Raw genomic sequence first — 20066 nt, forward strand, 5'->3', positions numbered from 1 at the left:
CGCAGAGCGGGGCTTTTTTATTGTGTGCGATAACGGGAAAATAATAACAGTAAAAAGAATATGCTTCCGATAGCCGACGTGATCACCCCAACTGGCAGTTCTTGATTATCTAACACTGTGCGTGCGGCCAAATCTACCCACACCATAAATAGGCCGCCGCTAAAAAAGCTCGCGGGATATAAATAACTACCTACACGGGGAGCGATTATTCGCACCAAATGGGGGATCATCAGCCCGACAAAACCTATACCACCGCACACACTCACAAGAACGGCAGTGATCAGTGCACTTAATAGCAGCATAGCTAAGCGCAGTCGCGGCACATGAATACCCAGAGTATGGGCACTCTCATCCCCAAGCAGCAAGGCATTTAATGGCGCCCGTAACAGCCACACGATTGCGAGGCTGACGCCCATAAGCACACTCACTGGTAGCAGCATAGCCATGGAAGCACCAGAAAAGCTGCCCAAAGTCCAAAAAACTACCGCGCTCACAGCCTGGGGCTCGCCAAAATACAGTAACAAGCTAGTCATCGCACTGAAACCAAAAGATAAGGCCACCCCTGCCAACACCAAAATGGAGTTCTGCATATAGCGAACACTGTAGGCCACAATCAGCAACAACACCACGGCCAGCATGGCACCTGCAAAGGCACTGAGGCTCAGCAGCACCGGGGCGCTAACCCCAAAAAGCACCATGGTCACGACCACGCCCAGAGCTGCCCCCGAGGAAATACCAAACAAGTAAGGATCCGCTAACGGGTTACGTGTGACCGTTTGTAAAATCCCCCCCGCTAACGCCAATCCACCACCCGCTAGAAAGGCAATGCCTACACGAGGGCTGCGCAATTGCCAAATAATTTGCTGCCACAGCGAATCACTGTCCTCGCCACTGAGTACAGCCAACAGTTGCGGCCAACTTAGGCTCACGGCGCCTTGCTTAAGTGCAAATAATCCACTAAGCACAAAAACCAAAAGTACTGCAATCAGGGATAAAGTATATTTAACTGTCATGCTGATGCCTTTGATAGCCGTAAAAGTACTGCACCAGCGGCCATTTATCAGGCTGCTGCGGATGATCACTGACTTTTGCACAAACGCCAAAAACATCACTGAGCAGTTGCTCCGTTACTACCTTTTTCGGGGCACCATCTGCAACCAGTTGGCCGTGTTTAAGAATCAACAATCGGTCACACAACGCACAAGCCAAGTTAAGGTCATGAAATGACGCCAACACCGTCAACTTTAACGACCGCACCAACTCCATCAATTCTATTTGATATTTAATATCTAAATGACTGGTGGGCTCATCCATGATCAGTAACTGCGGTTGTTGCACTAAGGCCCGAGCAATATGGGCGCGCTGCTGCTCTCCTCCCGATAACTGTGCTAGGGGCTTGTTCTGCAAGTTACACAATCCCACATCCATCAAAGCCTGATAGACTCGCTGCTTTTGCTCCTGCGTTAATGCTCGCCACATACCCCCTTGGGGCAATAAGCCAAGAGTCACTACCTCATAAACAGTGAGTGACATATCGCTTTCTGGCTGTTGCAGCACCACAGCTACATTTTGTGCTAGTGTGCGTTGTGACAGTGTCTGTAAACACTGGCCATTAAGGGCAATAGTCTCAGCCGAAGTGCGGTAATAACGATAAATGCAGCGCAGCAGTGAGGATTTCCCAGCCCCGTTAGGTCCCAACAGGCCCACAAACTCACCTTGCTCAAGCGAGAAACGAAGGCGTTCAAGTACCCGATGTTCGCCAAGCTGGTGCGATAAATTTTGAACCTGTAATAACGGGCGGTGCAACACGGTACTCACTTAGCTAGGTCAGAAAAGAGCTATTATGAAAGCATTATCGCGCAAAGTAAATTTTGTCTATCCAGACGTCTGTGAAGCCATGGCAACATGGCGTGATAGTACGCACAACCTACTAGGGCAACTAAACGCACATAGACAACAAACCGCGTTACATTCTACTTTTCACTTTATTGGTGGCCTGCGCGGTACTCGGATCATCGGGCCAAAAATGTTTTGGATAGCGACCCTTCATCTCTTTTTGCACTTCGCGGTAACTACTTTGCCAGAAATGCGCAAGATCTTGGGTTATTTGCAACGGCCGCCGCGCCGGCGAGAGTAATTCGAGTTGCAGCGGCAGCTTGCCTTGCGCCAACTCCGGGCTCGACTGCCAACCATAGACTTCTTGCATACGGACGCTGAGTTTGGCCGGACCATCGAGTTGATAATGAATGCGATGACTAGCACCCGAGGGCAGAGTCATTGTCTTTGGTAAGAGCTGCTCCAGGCGCTGTTGGCTCGCATAATCTAATAGGCTGAGCAAAGCGCTACGGTAGTCAAACTGCTGTAATTGCGATAATGACCCCACATGGTCTAAAAACGGCGCCAACCATTGCTCTGCTTGGCGCAATAGCTGCGCCTCATCGGCAAGGGTGAACTCGCCACCAAGCAATTGACTAGCCAGCAACATACGCACTCGTAGTTGCTGCGACTGTGGATGCTGAAACAGCTCCCAGCCCCGCTGTTTTATTAACTCCAACCACGCCTGCACTTTCATTTGGGTATCAATCTTTCTGCCACTGGGTTTGGTGGCAATAACAATTGCACCCAGTTGCTGGCGCTGCTCATTAATAAAACGCCCTGATTTAATATCAAATTCGCACACCTGACGCTCACTAAACAAATGTGGCAAATGGGTTTGCAGCATGGCCGGGGAAAATGCGGTGGCGCTAAAAATATGTTGTCCATCTTTACCACCAACATCGGCAATGGCCACATACTGCTCATCCAACCACAACTGCGGATGCGCACTCACCCCCGCGCCATTACTGAGCAACATACCCGAGCCACGCCGTTTGGCTAGGCGGTCAGGGTAGGCCAACGCCACAACCACAGGCAGCAAGTGCATTGGTAAGTCTTTGTTCGCCGGCAAGGATAAACGCTGGCGCCAGTACTTCAGTTGTTGCGTAAATGCTGGGTGAGGACGATGCTGTTGCACACTGATAGCGGTAGCAAGCTCGGCATCAATGCGCACCCGTGCCTCCATCAAGGCGACAAAATGCACCGCCAAGTGCACAAAACCAGGATGCTGAGATTCACGTTGCTGAGCTTGATACAGCAAATGGGCAAAACGTAAATCGCTGCCCATAGCATGTATTTCTTTTGCCTTTGCGGTGAGCTTGCCATCGGCAATCAGCTCTAACATCTGTAACAGTTCGCAGGCTTGGTGCTGCTGCGCCGCTGAAGGCGGGTCAAGCAGCTGTAATTGCTCGATATCGGCCCCCCACAGCTTCGCCTCTAGCATTAAAGGACTAATATCACTGGTTAATATTTCCGGTGCATCATGGTGCGCCCGTCGCTCTAATTGCTCTTTACTGCCTAAACGATAGACCAATCCAGGCTCTACACGCCCCGCTCGCCCAGCCCGTTGCAGCGCCGAGGAGCGTGAGATATTCACGGTTTTCAGCTCACTCACACCGGTTTTTAGATTGAACTGCGCGGCGCGGCGTTTACCGCTGTCGATAACAATGCGAATGCCCTCAATAGTCAGGCTGGTCTCGGCCACATTGGTGGTTAATACCACCTTGCGCTGACCTTGCGCTGCGGGTGCTATCGCTCGTTGCTGGGCGGCTTTGTCTTGCTCGCCATATAAGGTGTGGACTTCAATATCGCTGGGCAGCCCGCTGAGCTGCGCGGCGACATAGTTTATTTCTTTTTGTCCTGGCAAAAACACCAAGGCGCTGCCACTTTGCTCTTGCAGTGCAGTGATTACGGTGGGCGCAATCGCCTCAAGCCACTGCGTTGGCTGCGCTAACGGGCGGTAGATTTCCTCTATTGGGTAGCTGCGACCTGCTGAACTAATCAGTGGGCAATCAAAAAAGCGTTGATAGCGCTCGCCATCGAGGGTGGCGGACATCAATAAGATCTTTAAATCATCACGCAACATCTGGCTTTCTAACGCAAAAGCTAATGCCGTATCAGCCGCCATCGAGCGTTCATGAAATTCATCAAAAATAACTAAGTCGACACCACTGAGCTCGGGGTCTTGCTGCAACATGCGCGTTAATACCCCTTCGGTGACAATTTCTAGGCGCGTCTCAGCGCTTACCTTAGTCTCTTGGCGCAATCTTAAGCCCACGCTTTGTCCTACCACTTCTTGTTGCTGAGCAGCCAAAAAGCGCGCTATGTTGCGCGCAGCTAAGCGCCGGGGCTCAAGCATGATAATACGGCGAAAATGGCCTTCACGAAGCAACTGCAAGGGCAACCACGTTGACTTCCCTGCGCCAGGTGGTGCTTGCAGTAGGCACATAGGCACACGATGTAATTGCTCAACAAGTTGCGGGTAACTTTGCTCTATTGGTAAGGCCATAATCCCAAGGTATTCATACTCTTTGCCGCTATTGTACGTTATTCATTTTGCCTGTGCAGCTTAGCAAGCAACTGTCGGTTCATTTCCATAACTTGCTGTGGGCATAGTAATGCGGGGCAGCACTGTAGTAGCCGAGATTCAAAGCTAGCCAGATCAGGGGCATTAAATAAATGTGCGAACCATATTTCTAAGGGGATACCTAATGCCTGCGTTAAAAACAGCTCACCCTGCCAATCGCGCGGTGAAAGTGATCTAGGTTGCTGGTTTTGCTTTGCCCATAAACACTGCGCAAACGCCCGCTTTATATAAATGAGCCCGAGGTCGGCACAGTCATTAATGCTGGGTAAGGTGAGTGCTGATAGGCGTTTATCATGCGGAAACTCGAATATGAAATCGGCCTGTCTGGGGTTAGCATAGTGAAAAGGAACATGTGCGCCCGCAAAAAGGCAAGTTGCCTGCGGCGGTACTGAAAATGGCACGGTTAAGCTTGATTGCCCTTCGCTTAAAACGCAGTGATTATAAACTTGGATATCCGTGGTTAGCGTAAAGTGGTCGTCACTTTGATGCTGCGCTGGGATAACAAGCTCACCACGTATATCGGTAATATCATCGCGTGCTAAGCGCAGTGCCGTGATTTTATCGAGGCGAAAGTACTCATCAATCAACACTCGCTCTTTAGCGCGCTCTAGCCAAGCTCGCAAAGAAACCACTTGAGGAATTAACACTCCCTGTGCTTGCAGATAACGCACGAGGTTTTTAAATATCCATACCTGGGGCTCACGACGAAGCAGTGCTGTCATCGTTTCAGAAATAATGATATCGAATCGACGTTGCGCGTCAGGTTGCCAGCAGGTCGCATCAGCAACCACATATTCGCTGATTAAGTGCCCAATATGCCAGCGTGCAACCAATTTTTTGACCGCCTCAATATTCTCCTGGTGAATATCCAACAATGTTACCCGCACCGGTAATTCGGGGTAGCATGCGAGGTAGGGCAATAATAAGGTGGCAAAAGGGCCGGTGCCCGCATAGAGGATGTGGACGACTTTATCACCGTGGACTTTATCGTTAATAGCCGCCGCAACCCCTTGCATAAATACTTGGGTGCGCAGGGGCTCCAAGGAACAGCGTGCAGCTTGTACCGGAGAAATCGCAACGCCATGCTCGGTATATGTTCCGTGCGATGTATTCATATCCGCTCGCGACGAAACACCACTTTCTTGCTCTAACGCATTAACCAAAGCATGAATAGGTTGCTTAACAACACCAGCGTCCACTGGCGCTGCAACAATAGTTGCGACTAGCTGTTGTAACTGCATCAGGGTCATAAGTCAGACTTAAAGGGAAACATGCACTATTGTTAGCAAATCCCCTCTTGGTGTGTCATTACAGCGCATTACACTGTGCTCTGCTAATAAAGGTTTTGCAACAAGCTGACAATTCAATAAAATTTCATATAAGACATGAGCTTGGCGATTGACTGTTCTGCAGCCTTGTATGAGAATAGCGATAAAAGGAACATAGCATGGAGGCCTCAATGCTCATCAATGCAAGAGAAGAATTAAGAAATAAGCAGCGAGATCAGCAACTCGCTCATCTATTAAAGTCCAACCAGCATAACTTTATCCATCTTAATGACAGGGAATTTTTTGATTACGCTGTGAACGTAAAACGCACCCAAGGTCATTCTAATGAGCAAATAGCCGCCTGGTTCGAATCAATTATGGAACGCGCCAATATTGTACCTGAGCTTTGGCAAGCGCATCGCAATTGGGTTAAAAATGGTTCAGGGCTCGTCCCGTTAGGGCTGGATGTGGCCGCCTTAACAGCGATTGCACTAGAGATGCAGCGTAGCGGTTCAGTCTTTGATAAATTCAAAGTGAAGTCATATTCTGGGAAAAACTACATTATTTTCAAAGGCTACTCAGGCCTGAGAAGACACCTGACGGGAACCCGATACTTAGCCAACAATCCTAAGCTAGTGTCTTTCGGTATCGGTAAGCTGGGAGCGCAAAGCTCTATTAAGCAAGGGTTTGTGTTAACGATTCTTATCTCTGCAGGGTTTCATGCCTTGGAGCAACTGATTGATGATAGCAAAACATGGCACGACTTTATTGGTGGTTTATCTATTGATGTTGCCATCGCAGCAGCATCATCAGGCATTGCCTGGGGAGCGGTGACTGCCGTTGTGGGAACGGCTGCAACCGTCGCCGTTGGCCCCATGATTGCCGTTGTTGTGGTTGGCGCAGCTCTGGCTGGTTTGGCCTATACATTCATTGATACTGATGCGATAGCAGAAAAAATAGCGGCTAGTCTAAGAGCGGTTGAAAACGATTTAAAACAAAGCTTTCAGCAAGCACGTAGAGAGATAGACCGGGCGCAGCGTTGGTACGAACAAGACCCCATCGGGTTTATGCACCGTTTATTTGGGCTTCCTTACTCTGGCGGATATAGATAGCACAATGGAAGACGTGCAAAGTACAACGATGGACAGAGTAAAGCTATTCTGCTTTTTTGCTTTATTCTGTGTACTTACTTTGTTGCTCCCTTATGCAATGTTCAGTGAAGTGAGCCAAGTAAGTACAGCCCTAGTGGAGCATGTTCTGGCTTTTCGAGAGCGCAGTTTTTCTCCTTCTTTGGTATTGGCCACCCCTGTTTTTGCCGTATTAACTTACTTACTGTGGTTACGAGCAACTCATACCCAAGTAAGTGATAGGCTACTCAGCGGTTGGTTTAAGCTGTGCGGCGTGACCTTGGTATTGATGTTAATTGCCACGCCAACCTATACCTATCTCATTGAACAACATATTAGTGAGCAGGGTTACACCCTATGCAGTGCTTACGGCCGGGGCACAATTGGCTCAGCCGATATCTGGGTGGCAAATGAAAGTCATTGTATAAAAGAAGGTTTCCCCGTACGCAACGAACTCGTTGATTGGCTATCTCAGCAACCATCTGATACCAGCGCGCAACAAGTAAAGCAGAAGTTGGCAGAGTTACTTGAAGCAGACTCCAAGCGTTAATGCACCGCAAACACTTTTAATACCGATTTTTCATAACTATCGGGATGAGTAAACAATGCAACAATTTCGTTGCGAATAGGGTTTACCCTAATTTCAGTAGGCTCATCTAATATCGCAACCTGCTCACACTGGCCTTCAATAATTTTGAATATTCTTGCGTATGAAGTATTCGATTGAAAAACCTCTAGCACCAATAAATCTGCATTTGCGTATACTGAATTCACATAAATATTTTCATCAGCTAGTGGGCACTCAAAACCACGAGTTATTTTTTTATCGCTGACGCGAATTTCACTAACTTTATCTGAACTCACCTCAAGTAAAGTATTTTTCATCTGGTAAAGTCGATGACCTTTATAATCGCTCTGCTTATCTAAAATTTCATCTTCTTTAAAGTCCCATAAAAAGAGCGAGTCTATATTATTCACTAATAACAAAGCGTTTTTCTCATCAACAAAGTGAGGGGCAAAAATACGTCCACTGAACTCCTTTTTAGCAATTGATTTGCCACTAGGTAAATCCCATAATTGCAGCTCTGAACTGTCAAAAAACATCCCTTGCTTATAAGCAACTGTTGCTGCTGTTTTTTCGCCTAAGCTATTATCTTTTCTGATACTAAAAGGCGCAGGCAACTCTTTCATCTTAAGTGAGGGCTTCCGTTTCTCTTTATAATAAGTGCCAGCCATCAGATAATGATCATTAACCAATAACTTATCCCCTAGGAAGCTAAGCTCATAGCCCGATGCAACTTCAGACACTTCATTTTTTGCATCGATTTTTACAACTTTTTCGTCGACTATCGCATACAGGTTCTCTCCATCTTCGGCTAGTTGACTAACCTGATGGGAAAAACTTAAGCTATCTATATCGCCTGTTTTTGTGTTTAGAAGAAAGGTAATATCCGCTGACAAAGTAAATACCAGTTGCTCCCCTGAAGGATGATACTCAACAGACTCATAATGATTTCCATCGAGCTCATATTGAGAAAGCAAGCTTACGCTGGCATTAACTTCGCTTTGAATTAAAAAAGCTATTAATAAATATACAATACGCATTATTTTGCAGAGATGTAACCATAAAAATAATTCAGAAAGTCTTTTACTGTAAGTTTATTACCTGCCCCCATTCCTCGAGGATAGAGCTGATGCACAGGTAGCTTCCCTTCCCTATATCCCCACGTAGCTAGAGTGAATTGCAGCTCTTCTTCCAATAATTCATCATAAGCCATGTCAACTAGGTCGATAGATTTTCCCGCGACCGTTATGTCCGAGCTCAAAATCGCCCAATGGTTTGCTAGTGCATTCACTTTCGCGGCTTTAGGTTGCACTACTTTCGCACTGATTAACATGCACACGAATGCATTACTGCGCTGAGCTCGCTGAGCTCTTATCAAATCTTGTACATCCCCTCTACGACTTATACTCGCATGATTGGAAGAGCTCTTATATACTGATCCTCTAAACCACTCAAGCATATCACTAGGGTAAGAAATTCCTGCTATACCATCTTTGATAGCATCATAACTAAAAAATGCATTGCTAGAATCTCGTAAGCTGGCAAGTGCAACCCAGTCTTCAGCAGAGATATCTCCTGATTCACTAGCTAGTTGGACATTAAAGTTCAGGCAGCTATTAGAAGGCTTGACATATAGGCCCGCAATACTTGCTTCGCCAAAAGTCCACAAATCCAGCATATATTTCACATAATATTCTTTGTGGCTTGTCGCCAAGCAAAAAAGATAAGCGTTGGGGCCACATAAATATGTTTCTTTTTGGTTTATTTTCCAAGGGTTTCTGACCCTTTCTGAAATCAAACCCGCATATTTTTCGGTTGACAAATACGATATTGCTGGATACTCACAGGTAGGCGATTTTCGCACAAACTCTGCTAGTTGGGCGTTGACAGATTTAGGTTTACTAAGTACTTCTCTTGAAGGTTGATAGCTCATTCCTTGACCTCACTTTAAAATCCTTTGCTCAAGCCTAACTTACAAAAAAAAAAAATAAAACCATTAAATACCTAAAAAAGGACCCGGTTTATAGAACCCTGCATACAAAACTAAATAGTAATACAAAGTTATACAGGCTGAATAAGTCAATGCATTCTATTTATGTTCCACTTTCATACCCCAAATTCGGGCCCAGCCACTTTTCAGCTTGCTCTAGCGTCATTCCTTGGCGGTTAGCGTAGTCCTCAACTTGGTCTTGTTGAATCCCAGCCACGGCAAAGTATTTTGAATCAGGGTGTGAGAAGTACCAACCCGAGACGGCGGCACCTGGCCACATCGCATAGGAGCTCGTCAGTTTCATGCCGATGCGCTCTTCAACGCTCAGTAACTGCCAAATCTTAGCCTTTTCAGTGTGCTCGGGGCACGCTGGATAGCCCGGCGCAGGGCGAATACCCTGATAGTTCTCACGAATGAGCTGATCATTGTTTAACGCTTCGTCTGCGGCATAGCCCCAGTACACTTTACGCACTTGCTCATGCAGGTATTCAGCGAAGGCCTCTGCAAGGCGGTCAGCCACCGCTTTGACCATGATTTTATTATAATCATCACCTTGATCATCAAAGGCCTGGGCTAAGTCATCTTCTTCTAACCCGCCGGTCACGGCAAAGGCGCCAAAGTAGTCAGCTACTCCTTTAGGCGCGATATAGTCGGCTAAACAATAGTTGGCAAAGCCTTTTTTGTGCGTTTGCTGGCGTAACTGACACGAACGTAAAATCACTTCGTCACGCTGCTCGTCGCGGTATATTTCTATGTCATCGCCCACGCGGTTTGCTGGGAATAAGCCAATCACCCCTTTTGGTTGAATGCTGCCTTGGCGCGCAAACTCATCCAACATTGCATTTGCATCGGCAAACAATGAGCGCGCTTGCTCACCCACCACCTCGTCATTCATGATACGCGGGTATTTGCCGGCCAAAGACCAGGTCATAAAAAATGGCGTCCAGTCGATATATTGCCGTAAGGTGCTCACTGGCACCGAGTGAAACTCTTGGACTCCTAGCTGTTTAGGTACAGGCGGAGTGTAGTTTTGCCAATCAAGCTGGGCATGATTGGCGCGAGCTTGTTGCAAACCTATGGGCTTAGAGCGGGGTTTCTTGCGTGCTTGTTGCTCTCGCACACGCTCGTACTCTGCTTTAGTTTTACTCAAAAACTCACTTTTCGCGGTTTTACTTAGCAAACTAGACGCCACGCCCACCGCACGGCTGGCGTTATTAACATAAACCACACCGTTGTCATATTGGGGCTCAATTTTTACGGCGGTATGCGCCTTTGACGTCGTCGCACCACCGATCAGCAATGGAATGGTAAAATCGCGGCGTTTCATTTCTTTGGCGACATGCACCATTTCATCTAACGAGGGAGTGATAAGCCCCGACAAGCCTATAATATCGGCGTTTTCGTCTATCGCGGTTTGTAAGATTTTTTCAGCGGGCACCATCACCCCTAAATCAATCACCTCGTAATTATTACACTGTAACACCACGCCAACAATATTCTTACCAATATCATGAACATCGCCTTTTACTGTGGCCATGACAATTTTACCGTTGGTTTCACCCTCTTGTTTCTCGGCTTCGATATAAGGGTCTAAATAGGCCACCGCGCGCTTCATCACCCGCGCGGATTTCACCACCTGCGGCAAAAACATTTTCCCGGCCCCAAACAGATCACCCACCACATTCATGCCATCCATCAACGGCCCTTCAATGACCTCGATGGGTTTAGCAAACTGCTGTCGGCACTGCTCGGTGTCCTCATCAATGTAATCTGTAATGCCTTTAACCAGGGCATGTTCCAAGCGCTTTGCCACCGGCCAACTGCGCCACTGTAAATCCTCAACTTTCTCCGCTTGCGCCATGCCCGAATACTTAGGCGCTAATTCCACCAACCGCTCTCCGGCGCCGGCATCTTTATTTAAAATCACGTCCTCAACGGCGTCTCTCAGCTCAGAGGGAATATCGTCATACACCGCTAATTGACCGGCATTGACGATGCCCATATCCATTCCGGCTTGAATGGCGTGATACAAGAACACAGAGTGAATAGCCTCGCGCACCGGATTGTTGCCTCGAAACGAAAAAGAGACATTAGACACACCACCGGATACCTTGCAGTGCGGAAGGTTCTCCTTGATGCGGCGAGTTCCTTCGATAAACTCCACGGCATAGTTGTCATGCTCTTCTATGCCGGTGGCCACGGCAAAGATATTGGGGTCAAAAATAATATCTTCTGGCGGGAAGCCCAATTCATCGACCAAGATGCGATAAGAGCGCGCGCAAATAGCAAACTTCCGCTCGGCGGTTTCTGCTTGGCCACTTTCATCAAAGGCCATCACCACCACGGCGGCGCCGAAGCGCTTTAGTACCTTGGCCTGGTGACGAAACGGCTGCTCCCCCTCCTTGAGGGAAATAGAGTTCACTATCGCCTTGCCTTGGATGCATTTTAGTCCCGCCTCGATCACTTCCCATTTCGACGAGTCCACCATAATGGGCACTTTCGAAATATCGGGCTCTGAGGCGATAAGGTTCAAGAAGGTGACCATGGCCGCTTTGGAGTCCAACATGGCTTCATCCATGTTGATATCGATAATCTGCGCGCCATTTTCAACTTGCTCACGTGCCACCTCTAACGCGGTTTCGTAATCTTCCTCGAGGATCAGCCGTTTAAAGCGCGCCGAGCCGGTCACATTGGTGCGCTCGCCGACATTGGTAAAAGTTGCAGTATTATTCATGTTATTGGCCCCTTAATTGAGATTACAGGCTTCAAGGCCACTTAAACGCATGCGCACCGGCAGCTCAGGCAAAGCACGTGGAGCGGTGTTTTTTAGCCCATCACTAAAGGCTTTAATGTGCTCGGGCGTGGTTCCACAACAGCCACCAACAATATTGATAAACCCTTGCTCCCCCCAGTCGATGATTTCTTGTGCCATTTCCTCGGCTTCTAAATCATATTCGCCAAATTCATTCGGCAGCCCAGCATTGGGATGCACCGAGGTGTAGGTTTCACAAATACTGGCCAACTCTTCCACATACTGACGCAGCAAGTCTGGCCCTAACGCACAGTTCAAGCCAATGGAGAGCGGTTTAATATGACGAATGGAATTATAAAACGCCTCGGTGGTTTGCCCTGACAAGGTTCGACCCGAAGCATCGGTGATGGTGCCGGAGATCATCACCGGCAGAGTCACTCCAGCCTGTTCGAACGCTTCTTCTACCGCAAAGGAAGCGGCTTTGGCATTGAGGGTATCGAAAATGGTTTCAATTAAAATCAGTTCGGCTCCACCTTCTATCAGCGCCAGGGTCGATTCGATATACGCGGCCACCAGCTTATCGAAGGTGATGTTGCGATAGCCCGGATCATTAACATCCGGCGAAATCGAGCAGGTTTTTGATGTTGGCCCCAGTACGCCGGCCACGTAGCGCGGTTTGTGTGGCTCGCGAGCGGTAAACTCATCGGCCACCGCGCGTGCCAGCCGGGCCGATTCGAGGTTAATCTCACGGCTTAGGCTCGCCATGTCATAATCTTCCATGGAAATGGTCGTGGCGTTAAAGGTATTGGTCTCAATAATATCGGCGCCCGCTGCCAAATATTCACGGTGAATTTGTGCTATTAACTGCGGTTGAGTGAGGCTCAATAAATCGTTATTCCCCTTGACCAACACAGGCCAATCTTGAAACCGCTCACCACGATAATCATGCTCTTCGAGCTTATGCTGTTGGATCATCGTACCCATGGCGCCATCTAAAATTAAAATGCGCTCGTTGAGGGCCAGTGTTAATGCATCACGTTTATTCGGCATAGTTGTTAGTCCTTACATCCTGGCTAACCAGATTAATATCATAGGGAGTGGTTTGGTAAACGTAGTAATTAAGCCAATTCGAAAATAGCAAAAAGGCATGGCTTTGCCAGGTTTTCGAGGGCTCTTGCGCTGGGTCGCCATTAGGGAAGTAGTTTTCTGGCATCGGTGCGTCAGCGCCTTTATCGCAGTCACGTAAATACTCTTTTTTCAGGGTATCGGCATCATACTCAGGGTGTCCGGTGATATACACCTGCGAACCACTCTGGTTTTTAAGTAAGTAAGCACCTACCTTGGGCGAGCCTGCTACCACGACTAATTCTTTACAGGCGTTTATCGCAGCAATATCAATATGGCCATAACGCGAATGCGGGACTAAGAAGCGATCGTCAAAGCCTCGGGTTAACGCCGCGTGGTCAAAATAACACTGATGCTCAAACACTCCGCACAACTTATTTTTCTGCAATTGACGCTTAAGTCCATGGTGATGGAAAAGCCCAGCGTGCGCCGCCCAACAACTAAATAGCGTCGAGGTCACATGGTGCTCCGCCCAATCAAAGAACGCTTGTAGCTCCGACCAATACCCTACTTCATCATATTCTAAGTGAGCCAAGGGCGCGCCGGTAACAATCAAGGCATCGTAATTATTGTCTTTAACATCTGAGAAATACTGATAAAACATATCCAGATGCTGCTCTGAGTTGGCGCTAGAGCGGTGCGTATCTAAACGCAGTAAGTCAACATTGACCTGCAATGGCGTATTCGCCAGCAGACGAATAAATTGCACTTCGGTTTCCACCTTATTCGGCATCAGGTTCAAAATAGCCAAGCGCATGGGCCGGATTTCTTGAGTCCGAGCGCGGCTTTTTGGCATCACGAATACATTTTCTTGGCGCAGCTCCATAATCGCTGGCAAAGCGTCTTGAACCGTAATGGGCATGGCGGTACTCCGAATTGAAAGATAAGAGGCTATTATGAACGCCACACTGGAAATTTCAACCTCTAGATGTTTAGACGTCCAAAACAAAGTTGCAGTGAATGAGTTAGCTGCAATAATGCCCGCGATTAATTAACTAAGAGTCGATGATGGGTATAGGTGAAATTGCAGCAATCAGTGCAGCCGTGGTTTGGGCTTTTTCTACCTTATTGTACAAAGGCTTCAGTCATCACCTTTCACCGCTGCAACTAAATGTAAGTAAAGGCTTACTCGCTTCTTTAATGATGGTAATTGCCATGGCGCTACTTGGCGATGTCGCCATGCCAGTGCAGCTCACCTCATGGGGCTGGCTTATCGCCGGTGGGGTTATCGGTATTGCCATTGGCGATAGCGCCTACTTTGGCGCCCTGCGCAGTATTGGCCCAGCACGAACCTTAATAATCGAGTCTCTCGCTCCAGCCTTAACTGGCATACTTAATATTGTGCTGTTGGGTGTGTACTTACCGCTACTGGCTTGGTTGGGCATCGCCATCACTTCGGTGGGGGTTATCCTCGCGGTATTACCTCAACGCCACTTGCCCCCAGTTGATAAGAAGTTTTACTTTCAAGGCGTGGCTTTCGCATTACTTGCGGCTTTGTGCCAAGCCAGTGGCATGGTGATGTCAAAAGGGGCTATGAATACTGAGTCGATGAGTAGCCTATGGGCCGCCCTTATTCGCCTCCTTGCCGGCACATTGAGCGTGGCTTTACTGGTAATGATTATAAAACGCAGCGACCTATACCAAGCCATTCGACTGCACGGTATTGATAACAAACGCTGGCTGCTCGTAGCTGTTTTTTTCGGCACCTTCGTTGGCTTGTGGCTGCAACTGGCGGCGGTGCAGCATACCGACCCGGCTATCGCACAAACTATTTTTGCCACCGCCCCGCTGATGGTCATGACGATTGGCTTTTTTAAACGCGAGCCGGTGACTTGGCGTATGATAGTGGGCGGTTTATTGGCGCTGGCTGGAGTGGCTATATTATTGGCAAATTAACGGGCCATTCGTTGACGCTTTCACCATAGAGACTCTACAATAACGGCAGTTTAAATTAGTCACATTGTAAAGGCTCCTTTCATGGTTTTACCTGATAAGTTTATTTTCTCGATGAGTCGCGTGTCAAAGGTGGTGCCACCTAAACGCACCATCTTAAAAGACATCTCTCTGCACTTTTTCCCTGGCGCTAAAATTGGTGTACTTGGCCTAAATGGCGCAGGTAAATCGACCTTGCTACGCATTATGGCCGGCGTGGATAAAGATTTTGAGGGTGAGGCACATCCTCAGCCTGGCATTAAAATTGGTTATCTTCCTCAGGAGCCTGAGCTTGATGAAAGCAAAACGGTGCGTGAAGTTGTAGAAGAAGCGGTCAGTGAAGTTAAAAATGCTCTTGATCGCCTTGACCAAGTATACGCTGAGTATGCCATGGAAGATGCCGATTTCGATGCGCTTGCCAAAGAGCAAGGCGAACTTGAAGCCATTATTCAAGCCCACGATGGCCACAACCTTGATAACGCCCTAGAGCGCGCCGCAGATGCATTACGACTGCCAGCTTGGGATGCCAAGATTGAGCATTTATCAGGGGGTGAGCGTCGCCGTGTAGCAATCTGCCGATTATTGCTTGAAAAGCCAGATATGCTTATTCTCGATGAGCCTACCAACCACTTAGATGCTGAATCTGTCGCTTGGTTAGAGCGCTTCCTACATGATTATGAAGGCACTGTAGTGGCGGTAACCCACGACCGTTATTTCCTTGATAACGTGGCCGGCTGGATCCTCGAATTGGACCGTGGCGAAGGTATTCCGTGGGAAGGCAATTACTCTTCTTGGCTTGAGCAAAAAGACGCACGTCTGCAACAGGAGCAAAAAGCAGAGAAAGCAAGACAAAAATCCATCGCTCAAGAGCTTGAGTGGGTACGTTCAAACCCGAAAGGTCGCCAAGCAAAATCAAAAGCGCGTATGGCGCAATTTGCTGAACTACAACAAGGCGATTATCAAAAGCGTAACGAAACCAATGAGCTGTTTATTCCACCTGGCCCGCGCTTAGGTGATCAGGTGATTGATGTGCAGGGCTTAAACAAGAGCTTTGGCGACCGTGTGCTTATTGACAACCTTGATTTTAGCGTTCCCAAGGGAGCGATTGTCGGCATTATTGGTGCCAACGGTGCTGGTAAATCGACCTTATTCAAAATGCTCAGCGGCGAGGAAAAGCCTGATAGTGGTGAAATCACCCTAGGTGAAACCGTTGAACTCGCCACCGTTGACCAATTCCGTGGCAACATGGACGAGAGCAAAACCGTATTTGATGAAATCGCAGACGGTCAAGATGTGTTGAAAGTGGGCAACTTCGAGTTCCCAAGCCGTGCTTATGTGGGGCGCTTTAACTTTAAAGGTAATGATCAGCAAAAATACGTCAAAGACCTTTCCGGCGGTGAGCGCAACCGTTTGCACTTAGCCAAACTACTAAAAGCGGGCGGCAACGTATTGCTTCTCGATGAGCCAACCAACGACTTAGACGTTGAAACCTTGCGGGCGTTAGAGAATGCAATTCTCGAGTTCCCCGGCTGTGTCATGGTGATCTCGCACGACCGCTGGTTCTTAGACCGTATCGCCACTCATATTCTTGATTATCGCGACGAAGGCCAAATTAACTTCTTCGATGGTAACTACACCGAATACGAACAGTGGTTGAAGAAAACCTTAGGTGCCGAGGCTGCACAACCGAAGCGCATTAAGTATAAAAAGATTGGTTAATTAACCACATAAAAAGGCCCCATCTCGATGGGGCTTTTTTGTGCCTTTGGCATCCACTTATGTATGGCACTGTGATTGCGCTAACACGCCACTACTTGATGACCACGGTGATATTTTAGCTTATTGAAATAGCGAAAAAAGTCACTCACAGCCAAGGACAACCTCAAGGCTGGCTACTACACTGGAGGGAGACGCGCCAATACAGGAACTGTTATGGAAAACCGCAGAAACTTCACTCGTGTTATTTTTCAACGCCCCACCCTAGTGGTATTTAATAACCAGCACCATGGCTGTCATTTACTTGATCTTTCCTTAAATGGCGCTTTGGTAAGCCATCCTGATGACTTCAACCCACAGTTAGGTCAAAGCGTAGAGCTTATTTTCCACCTATCTGGCAGTGATGTTGATATTGATATGCTTGCTGAAGTAGCTCACATTGAGCCGCAACACATTGGCTTACATTGTGTAAAAATGGATATTGACAGTGCCACTCATTTAAAACGCCTTATTGAACTTAACGTGGGTGATGATAAGCTACTGCACAGGGAGTTAGCGCAGCTTGCTGCGCCCGAACAATAATAACGATTGCAGTGAGAGCACAATAATGATCATGGAATCCATCCAGGGCTTTGTCCCTTTTATCATGTACTTTGGTTTAGGCTACCTACTTATCCTAGCCTTTCTATTCATCTACACCCTTATCACCCCGCATTGCGAATGGACATTGATGAAGGAAAACAATGCCGCCGCTGCCACCGCGTTTAGTGGCGCGTTCATTGGCTTCACCCTTCCGGTTGCCAGTGCAGCGGTGAATTCGGTCTCGCTGCTAGACTTTGCCATCTGGGGCGCTATCGCTGGCATCATGCAATTAGTGACCTTTTTCTTAGTGCGCTTATACATGCCCAAGCTGTCTGAAAAAATTGCCCAGGGCCATATGAGCGCAGGGGCATTTTTAGGGGTTGCTTCATTGGCCACCGGTATTCTCAACGCTGCCTGTATCACCTACTAAGGAGGCGGCAATGAAACGTACTAACAAACTTAAACTGACACTTATGCTCGGTGCCAGTGCCGGACTCAGTGGCTGCACCGACCCTGAAGAACCAGCACTATTATTTACCGATGTAGATGATTGCACCGACTTTGGTGTCGAACGCGATGTATGCCAAGCACAATACCAACAGGCCTTAGCTAATCACGATATTGAAGCGCCAAAGTACGCCAATGAAAACCTCTGTGAAAATGACTTCGGGTTTGAGCGCTGTGAGCAAGAAGGCAGTATTTGGCGACCCATTATGGCTGGCTTTATGATTGCCGCCGTCGCTGAGGCGGTGGATGAAGGCTTAGACCTTATGAAGAAGAAGAAAAAACGCAAAAAATACGCGTTTTTAGGGGGGAATTACTACTCAGGTGCGAAGCCCCTTTATCGCTCACGCGATGACTTTTTCAGCTTTCGCAATGCCAACAATGATTACATTGGCTCAGTCAACAATCGCGGCACCACGATGGTGAAAAAGTCTAAAGTTAAATACGCGTCTAAGCCCAAGCGCGTTACTCGCAGCCGAGGAGGCTTTGGCCGCCGCGCTTCATCACGTAGCTTTGGTGGTTAAATGTTTCGCCACCCTATTGCTGAGCGGCCGGATTTAGCCGCTCAGGCCGATTATTTCGGCTTTGACTTTTGCCGCATTGATGGTGAAAAGTACTGGGATGAAAGCGCTTATTACCAATTCACTCTAGAGCAAATTGAGAACGACTTAGAGCAACCGACCAATGAACTGGAGCAAATGTGCTTGCAGTTGGTCGACAAAGTTGTGCGTGACGAGTATTGGCTGCGCAAATTCGCTTTGCCCGAGCAGTATTGGGACTTTATCGCCACCAGTTGGAACAACAAAGAGCCTAGCTTATATGGCCGTATGGACTTTAGTTACCACGGCAACGGCCCTGCGAAATTACTGGAGTACAACGCCGATACCCCCACCTCCATCTATGAAGCGGGTTTTTTCCAATGGCTGTGGCTGGAACAACAAGTAGATAGAGGCAAACTGCCACGGCAAAGTGATCAATTCAACAGTATTCAAGAGGCGCTTATTGAGCGTTTTAACTTCTTCTCTAACCGCGAATTGCTGCACTTTGTCCACAGTCGTGACTCAATTGAAGATAAAGGCACCGTCAGTTATTTACAGGACTGTGCCTATCAAGCAGGTATGCCCACGGCACGCATGGCTATTGAAGATATTGGCGTTGATGAGCACGGCCAGCTCACTGACCTAGAACATGCTCCTATCGCGCAACTCTTTAAACTTTACCCTTGGGAAGAGTTGCTGCATGACGACTTTGCTCCCCATGTGCTCAGCACCGACACCCTGTTTTTCGAACCGCCTTGGAAGGCAGTGTTATCGAATAAAGCCATATTACCGCTGCTGTGGCAAATGTTTCCCGGCCACCCGAATCTCCTAGCCGCCTACTTTAGCGGTGAAGAAGGCGATGGGCTGGAGCAAGGCTTTGTCAATAAACCCCTGTTTAGCCGCGAAGGTGAAAACATTACTTGGGTGCACCCAGATAAGGGCCGTGTGCACCAAAGCGGCAGTTACGGTAGCGAAGGCTTTATTACTCAAGCGTTAGCACCCTTACCCGTGTTTGCTGGTAATCACACCTTAATCGGCTCTTGGGTCGTCGGGCACCAAAGTTGCGGCCTCACTATTCGCGAAGATGACGGCCCCATCACCAAAGATACCTCTCGGTTCGTCCCTCATACTATTTTAGGGTAATTACTCTTCACTTTATTTCATATGTCGGTACAATCAGTGCCGATTTTATGAATACAGTATGAACTAGGGACTAGTATGACTTACTTACAAGGAGTTTTTGCTGTGGTTAAAGTAATATTTACCCACCAAGTGAAGATCCCCCCTGCCCTTTGGAATAAATAGAAATACCGGCAAGCTGTTAATTGAATTTATAGATTTAACTTACGTATCTAGCCGAGTGCTAATTTCACTCAGCTCACGCTCTTTAAACTAGCTTCATTGGCTTGTCGTAGTTATAACCCCACTCCCACTAAGCATAGAATGGAAGATATTTGCAGTGATATTCAGACCAACTAAAATAAATGTTCTCACCGCCTTGGTA

17 protein-coding genes are annotated in these 20066 nt (G+C 47.8%); 8 read left to right on the top strand and 9 right to left on the bottom strand.

Going from position 1 to position 20066, the window contains the following annotated elements:
• Positions 1-17: 17 nt before the first annotated feature.
• The 4 genes from W04_RS08555 to W04_RS08570 form a co-directional block, all read right to left on the bottom strand.
• On the bottom strand, positions 18-1013 hold the full coding sequence (locus tag W04_RS08555) for an iron ABC transporter permease (RefSeq protein ID WP_053910536.1): 996 nt from the start codon (positions 1011-1013) through the stop codon (positions 18-20).
• Entirely contained in the window at positions 1003-1818 is an 816-nt protein-coding gene (locus W04_RS08560; RefSeq protein WP_082342193.1) for an ABC transporter ATP-binding protein, read from the bottom strand. Before W04_RS08560 ends, W04_RS08555 begins: the two co-directional genes overlap by 11 nt.
• 148 nt (positions 1819-1966) lie before the next feature.
• On the bottom strand, positions 1967-4384 hold the full coding sequence (gene hrpB / locus W04_RS08565) for an ATP-dependent helicase HrpB (protein ID WP_053910538.1): 2418 nt from the start codon (positions 4382-4384) through the stop codon (positions 1967-1969).
• A gap of 38 nt (positions 4385-4422) precedes the next feature.
• Complete coding sequence (locus tag W04_RS08570) at positions 4423-5712, bottom strand: class I SAM-dependent methyltransferase (RefSeq protein ID WP_053910539.1); 1290 nt, start codon at positions 5710-5712, stop codon at positions 4423-4425.
• A 209-nt stretch (positions 5713-5921) separates the two neighbouring features.
• Between W04_RS08570 and W04_RS08575 the strand changes: the two genes are divergently transcribed.
• Both W04_RS08575 and W04_RS08580 read left to right on the top strand, forming a co-directional pair.
• A complete protein-coding gene (locus tag W04_RS08575; protein WP_157576362.1) occupies positions 5922-6842 on the top strand; it encodes a hypothetical protein in 921 nt (306 codons plus the stop codon).
• A 4-nt stretch (positions 6843-6846) separates the two neighbouring features.
• Positions 6847-7407, top strand: coding sequence for a hypothetical protein (locus W04_RS08580; protein ID WP_157576365.1), 561 nt, complete (start codon positions 6847-6849; stop codon positions 7405-7407).
• Here the strand turns inward: W04_RS08580 and W04_RS08585 are convergent.
• The 5 genes from W04_RS08585 to metA all read right to left on the bottom strand — a co-directional run bounded on the left by W04_RS08585 (position 7404) and on the right by metA (position 14151).
• Positions 7404-8462, bottom strand: a complete 1059-nt coding sequence (locus W04_RS08585; protein ID WP_053910542.1) for a hypothetical protein — start codon at positions 8460-8462, stop codon at positions 7404-7406. The genes W04_RS08580 and W04_RS08585 overlap by 4 nt on opposite strands.
• Complete coding sequence (locus W04_RS08590; protein WP_053910543.1) at positions 8462-9355, bottom strand: hypothetical protein; 894 nt, start codon at positions 9353-9355, stop codon at positions 8462-8464. Before W04_RS08590 ends, W04_RS08585 begins: the two co-directional genes overlap by 1 nt.
• 160 nt (positions 9356-9515) lie before the next feature.
• Positions 9516-12146 (bottom strand): methionine synthase, encoded by a 2631-nt coding sequence (gene metH / locus W04_RS08595; RefSeq protein ID WP_053910544.1) that lies wholly within the window; start codon positions 12144-12146, stop codon positions 9516-9518.
• Between the two features lie 12 nt (positions 12147-12158).
• On the bottom strand, positions 12159-13214 hold the full coding sequence (locus tag W04_RS08600; RefSeq protein ID WP_053910545.1) for a homocysteine S-methyltransferase family protein: 1056 nt from the start codon (positions 13212-13214) through the stop codon (positions 12159-12161).
• The gene (metA, locus tag W04_RS08605) at positions 13204-14151 is read right to left on the bottom strand and encodes a homoserine O-succinyltransferase (RefSeq protein ID WP_053910546.1); all 948 of its coding nucleotides are present in this window, start codon (positions 14149-14151) and stop codon (positions 13204-13206) included. The genes W04_RS08600 and metA overlap by 11 nt, the downstream gene beginning before the upstream one ends.
• A gap of 146 nt (positions 14152-14297) precedes the next feature.
• Between metA and W04_RS08610 the strand changes: the two genes are divergently transcribed.
• The 6 genes from W04_RS08610 (at position 14298) to W04_RS08635 (ending at position 19705) form a co-directional block, all read left to right on the top strand.
• A complete protein-coding gene (locus W04_RS08610) occupies positions 14298-15185 on the top strand; it encodes a DMT family transporter (protein ID WP_231658085.1) in 888 nt (295 codons plus the stop codon).
• A gap of 81 nt (positions 15186-15266) precedes the next feature.
• Complete coding sequence (gene ettA / locus W04_RS08615; RefSeq protein WP_022945792.1) at positions 15267-16940, top strand: energy-dependent translational throttle protein EttA; 1674 nt, start codon at positions 15267-15269, stop codon at positions 16938-16940.
• Positions 16941-17153: 213 nt separating this feature from the next.
• Positions 17154-17519, top strand: a complete 366-nt coding sequence (locus W04_RS08620; RefSeq protein WP_053910548.1) for a PilZ domain-containing protein — start codon at positions 17154-17156, stop codon at positions 17517-17519.
• A 25-nt stretch (positions 17520-17544) separates the two neighbouring features.
• Complete coding sequence (locus W04_RS08625; protein WP_082342194.1) at positions 17545-17949, top strand: DUF350 domain-containing protein; 405 nt, start codon at positions 17545-17547, stop codon at positions 17947-17949.
• A gap of 10 nt (positions 17950-17959) precedes the next feature.
• Positions 17960-18547 (top strand): DUF1190 domain-containing protein, encoded by a 588-nt coding sequence (locus W04_RS08630; protein WP_022945795.1) that lies wholly within the window; start codon positions 17960-17962, stop codon positions 18545-18547.
• Entirely contained in the window at positions 18548-19705 is a 1158-nt protein-coding gene (locus W04_RS08635) for a glutathionylspermidine synthase family protein (RefSeq protein ID WP_053910550.1), read from the top strand.
• The last annotated feature ends 361 nt before the right edge of the window (positions 19706-20066 follow it).

Source organism: Pseudoalteromonas sp. SW0106-04 (assembly GCF_001293805.1).
Lineage (GTDB): Bacteria > Pseudomonadota > Gammaproteobacteria > Enterobacterales > Alteromonadaceae > Pseudoalteromonas > Pseudoalteromonas ruthenica.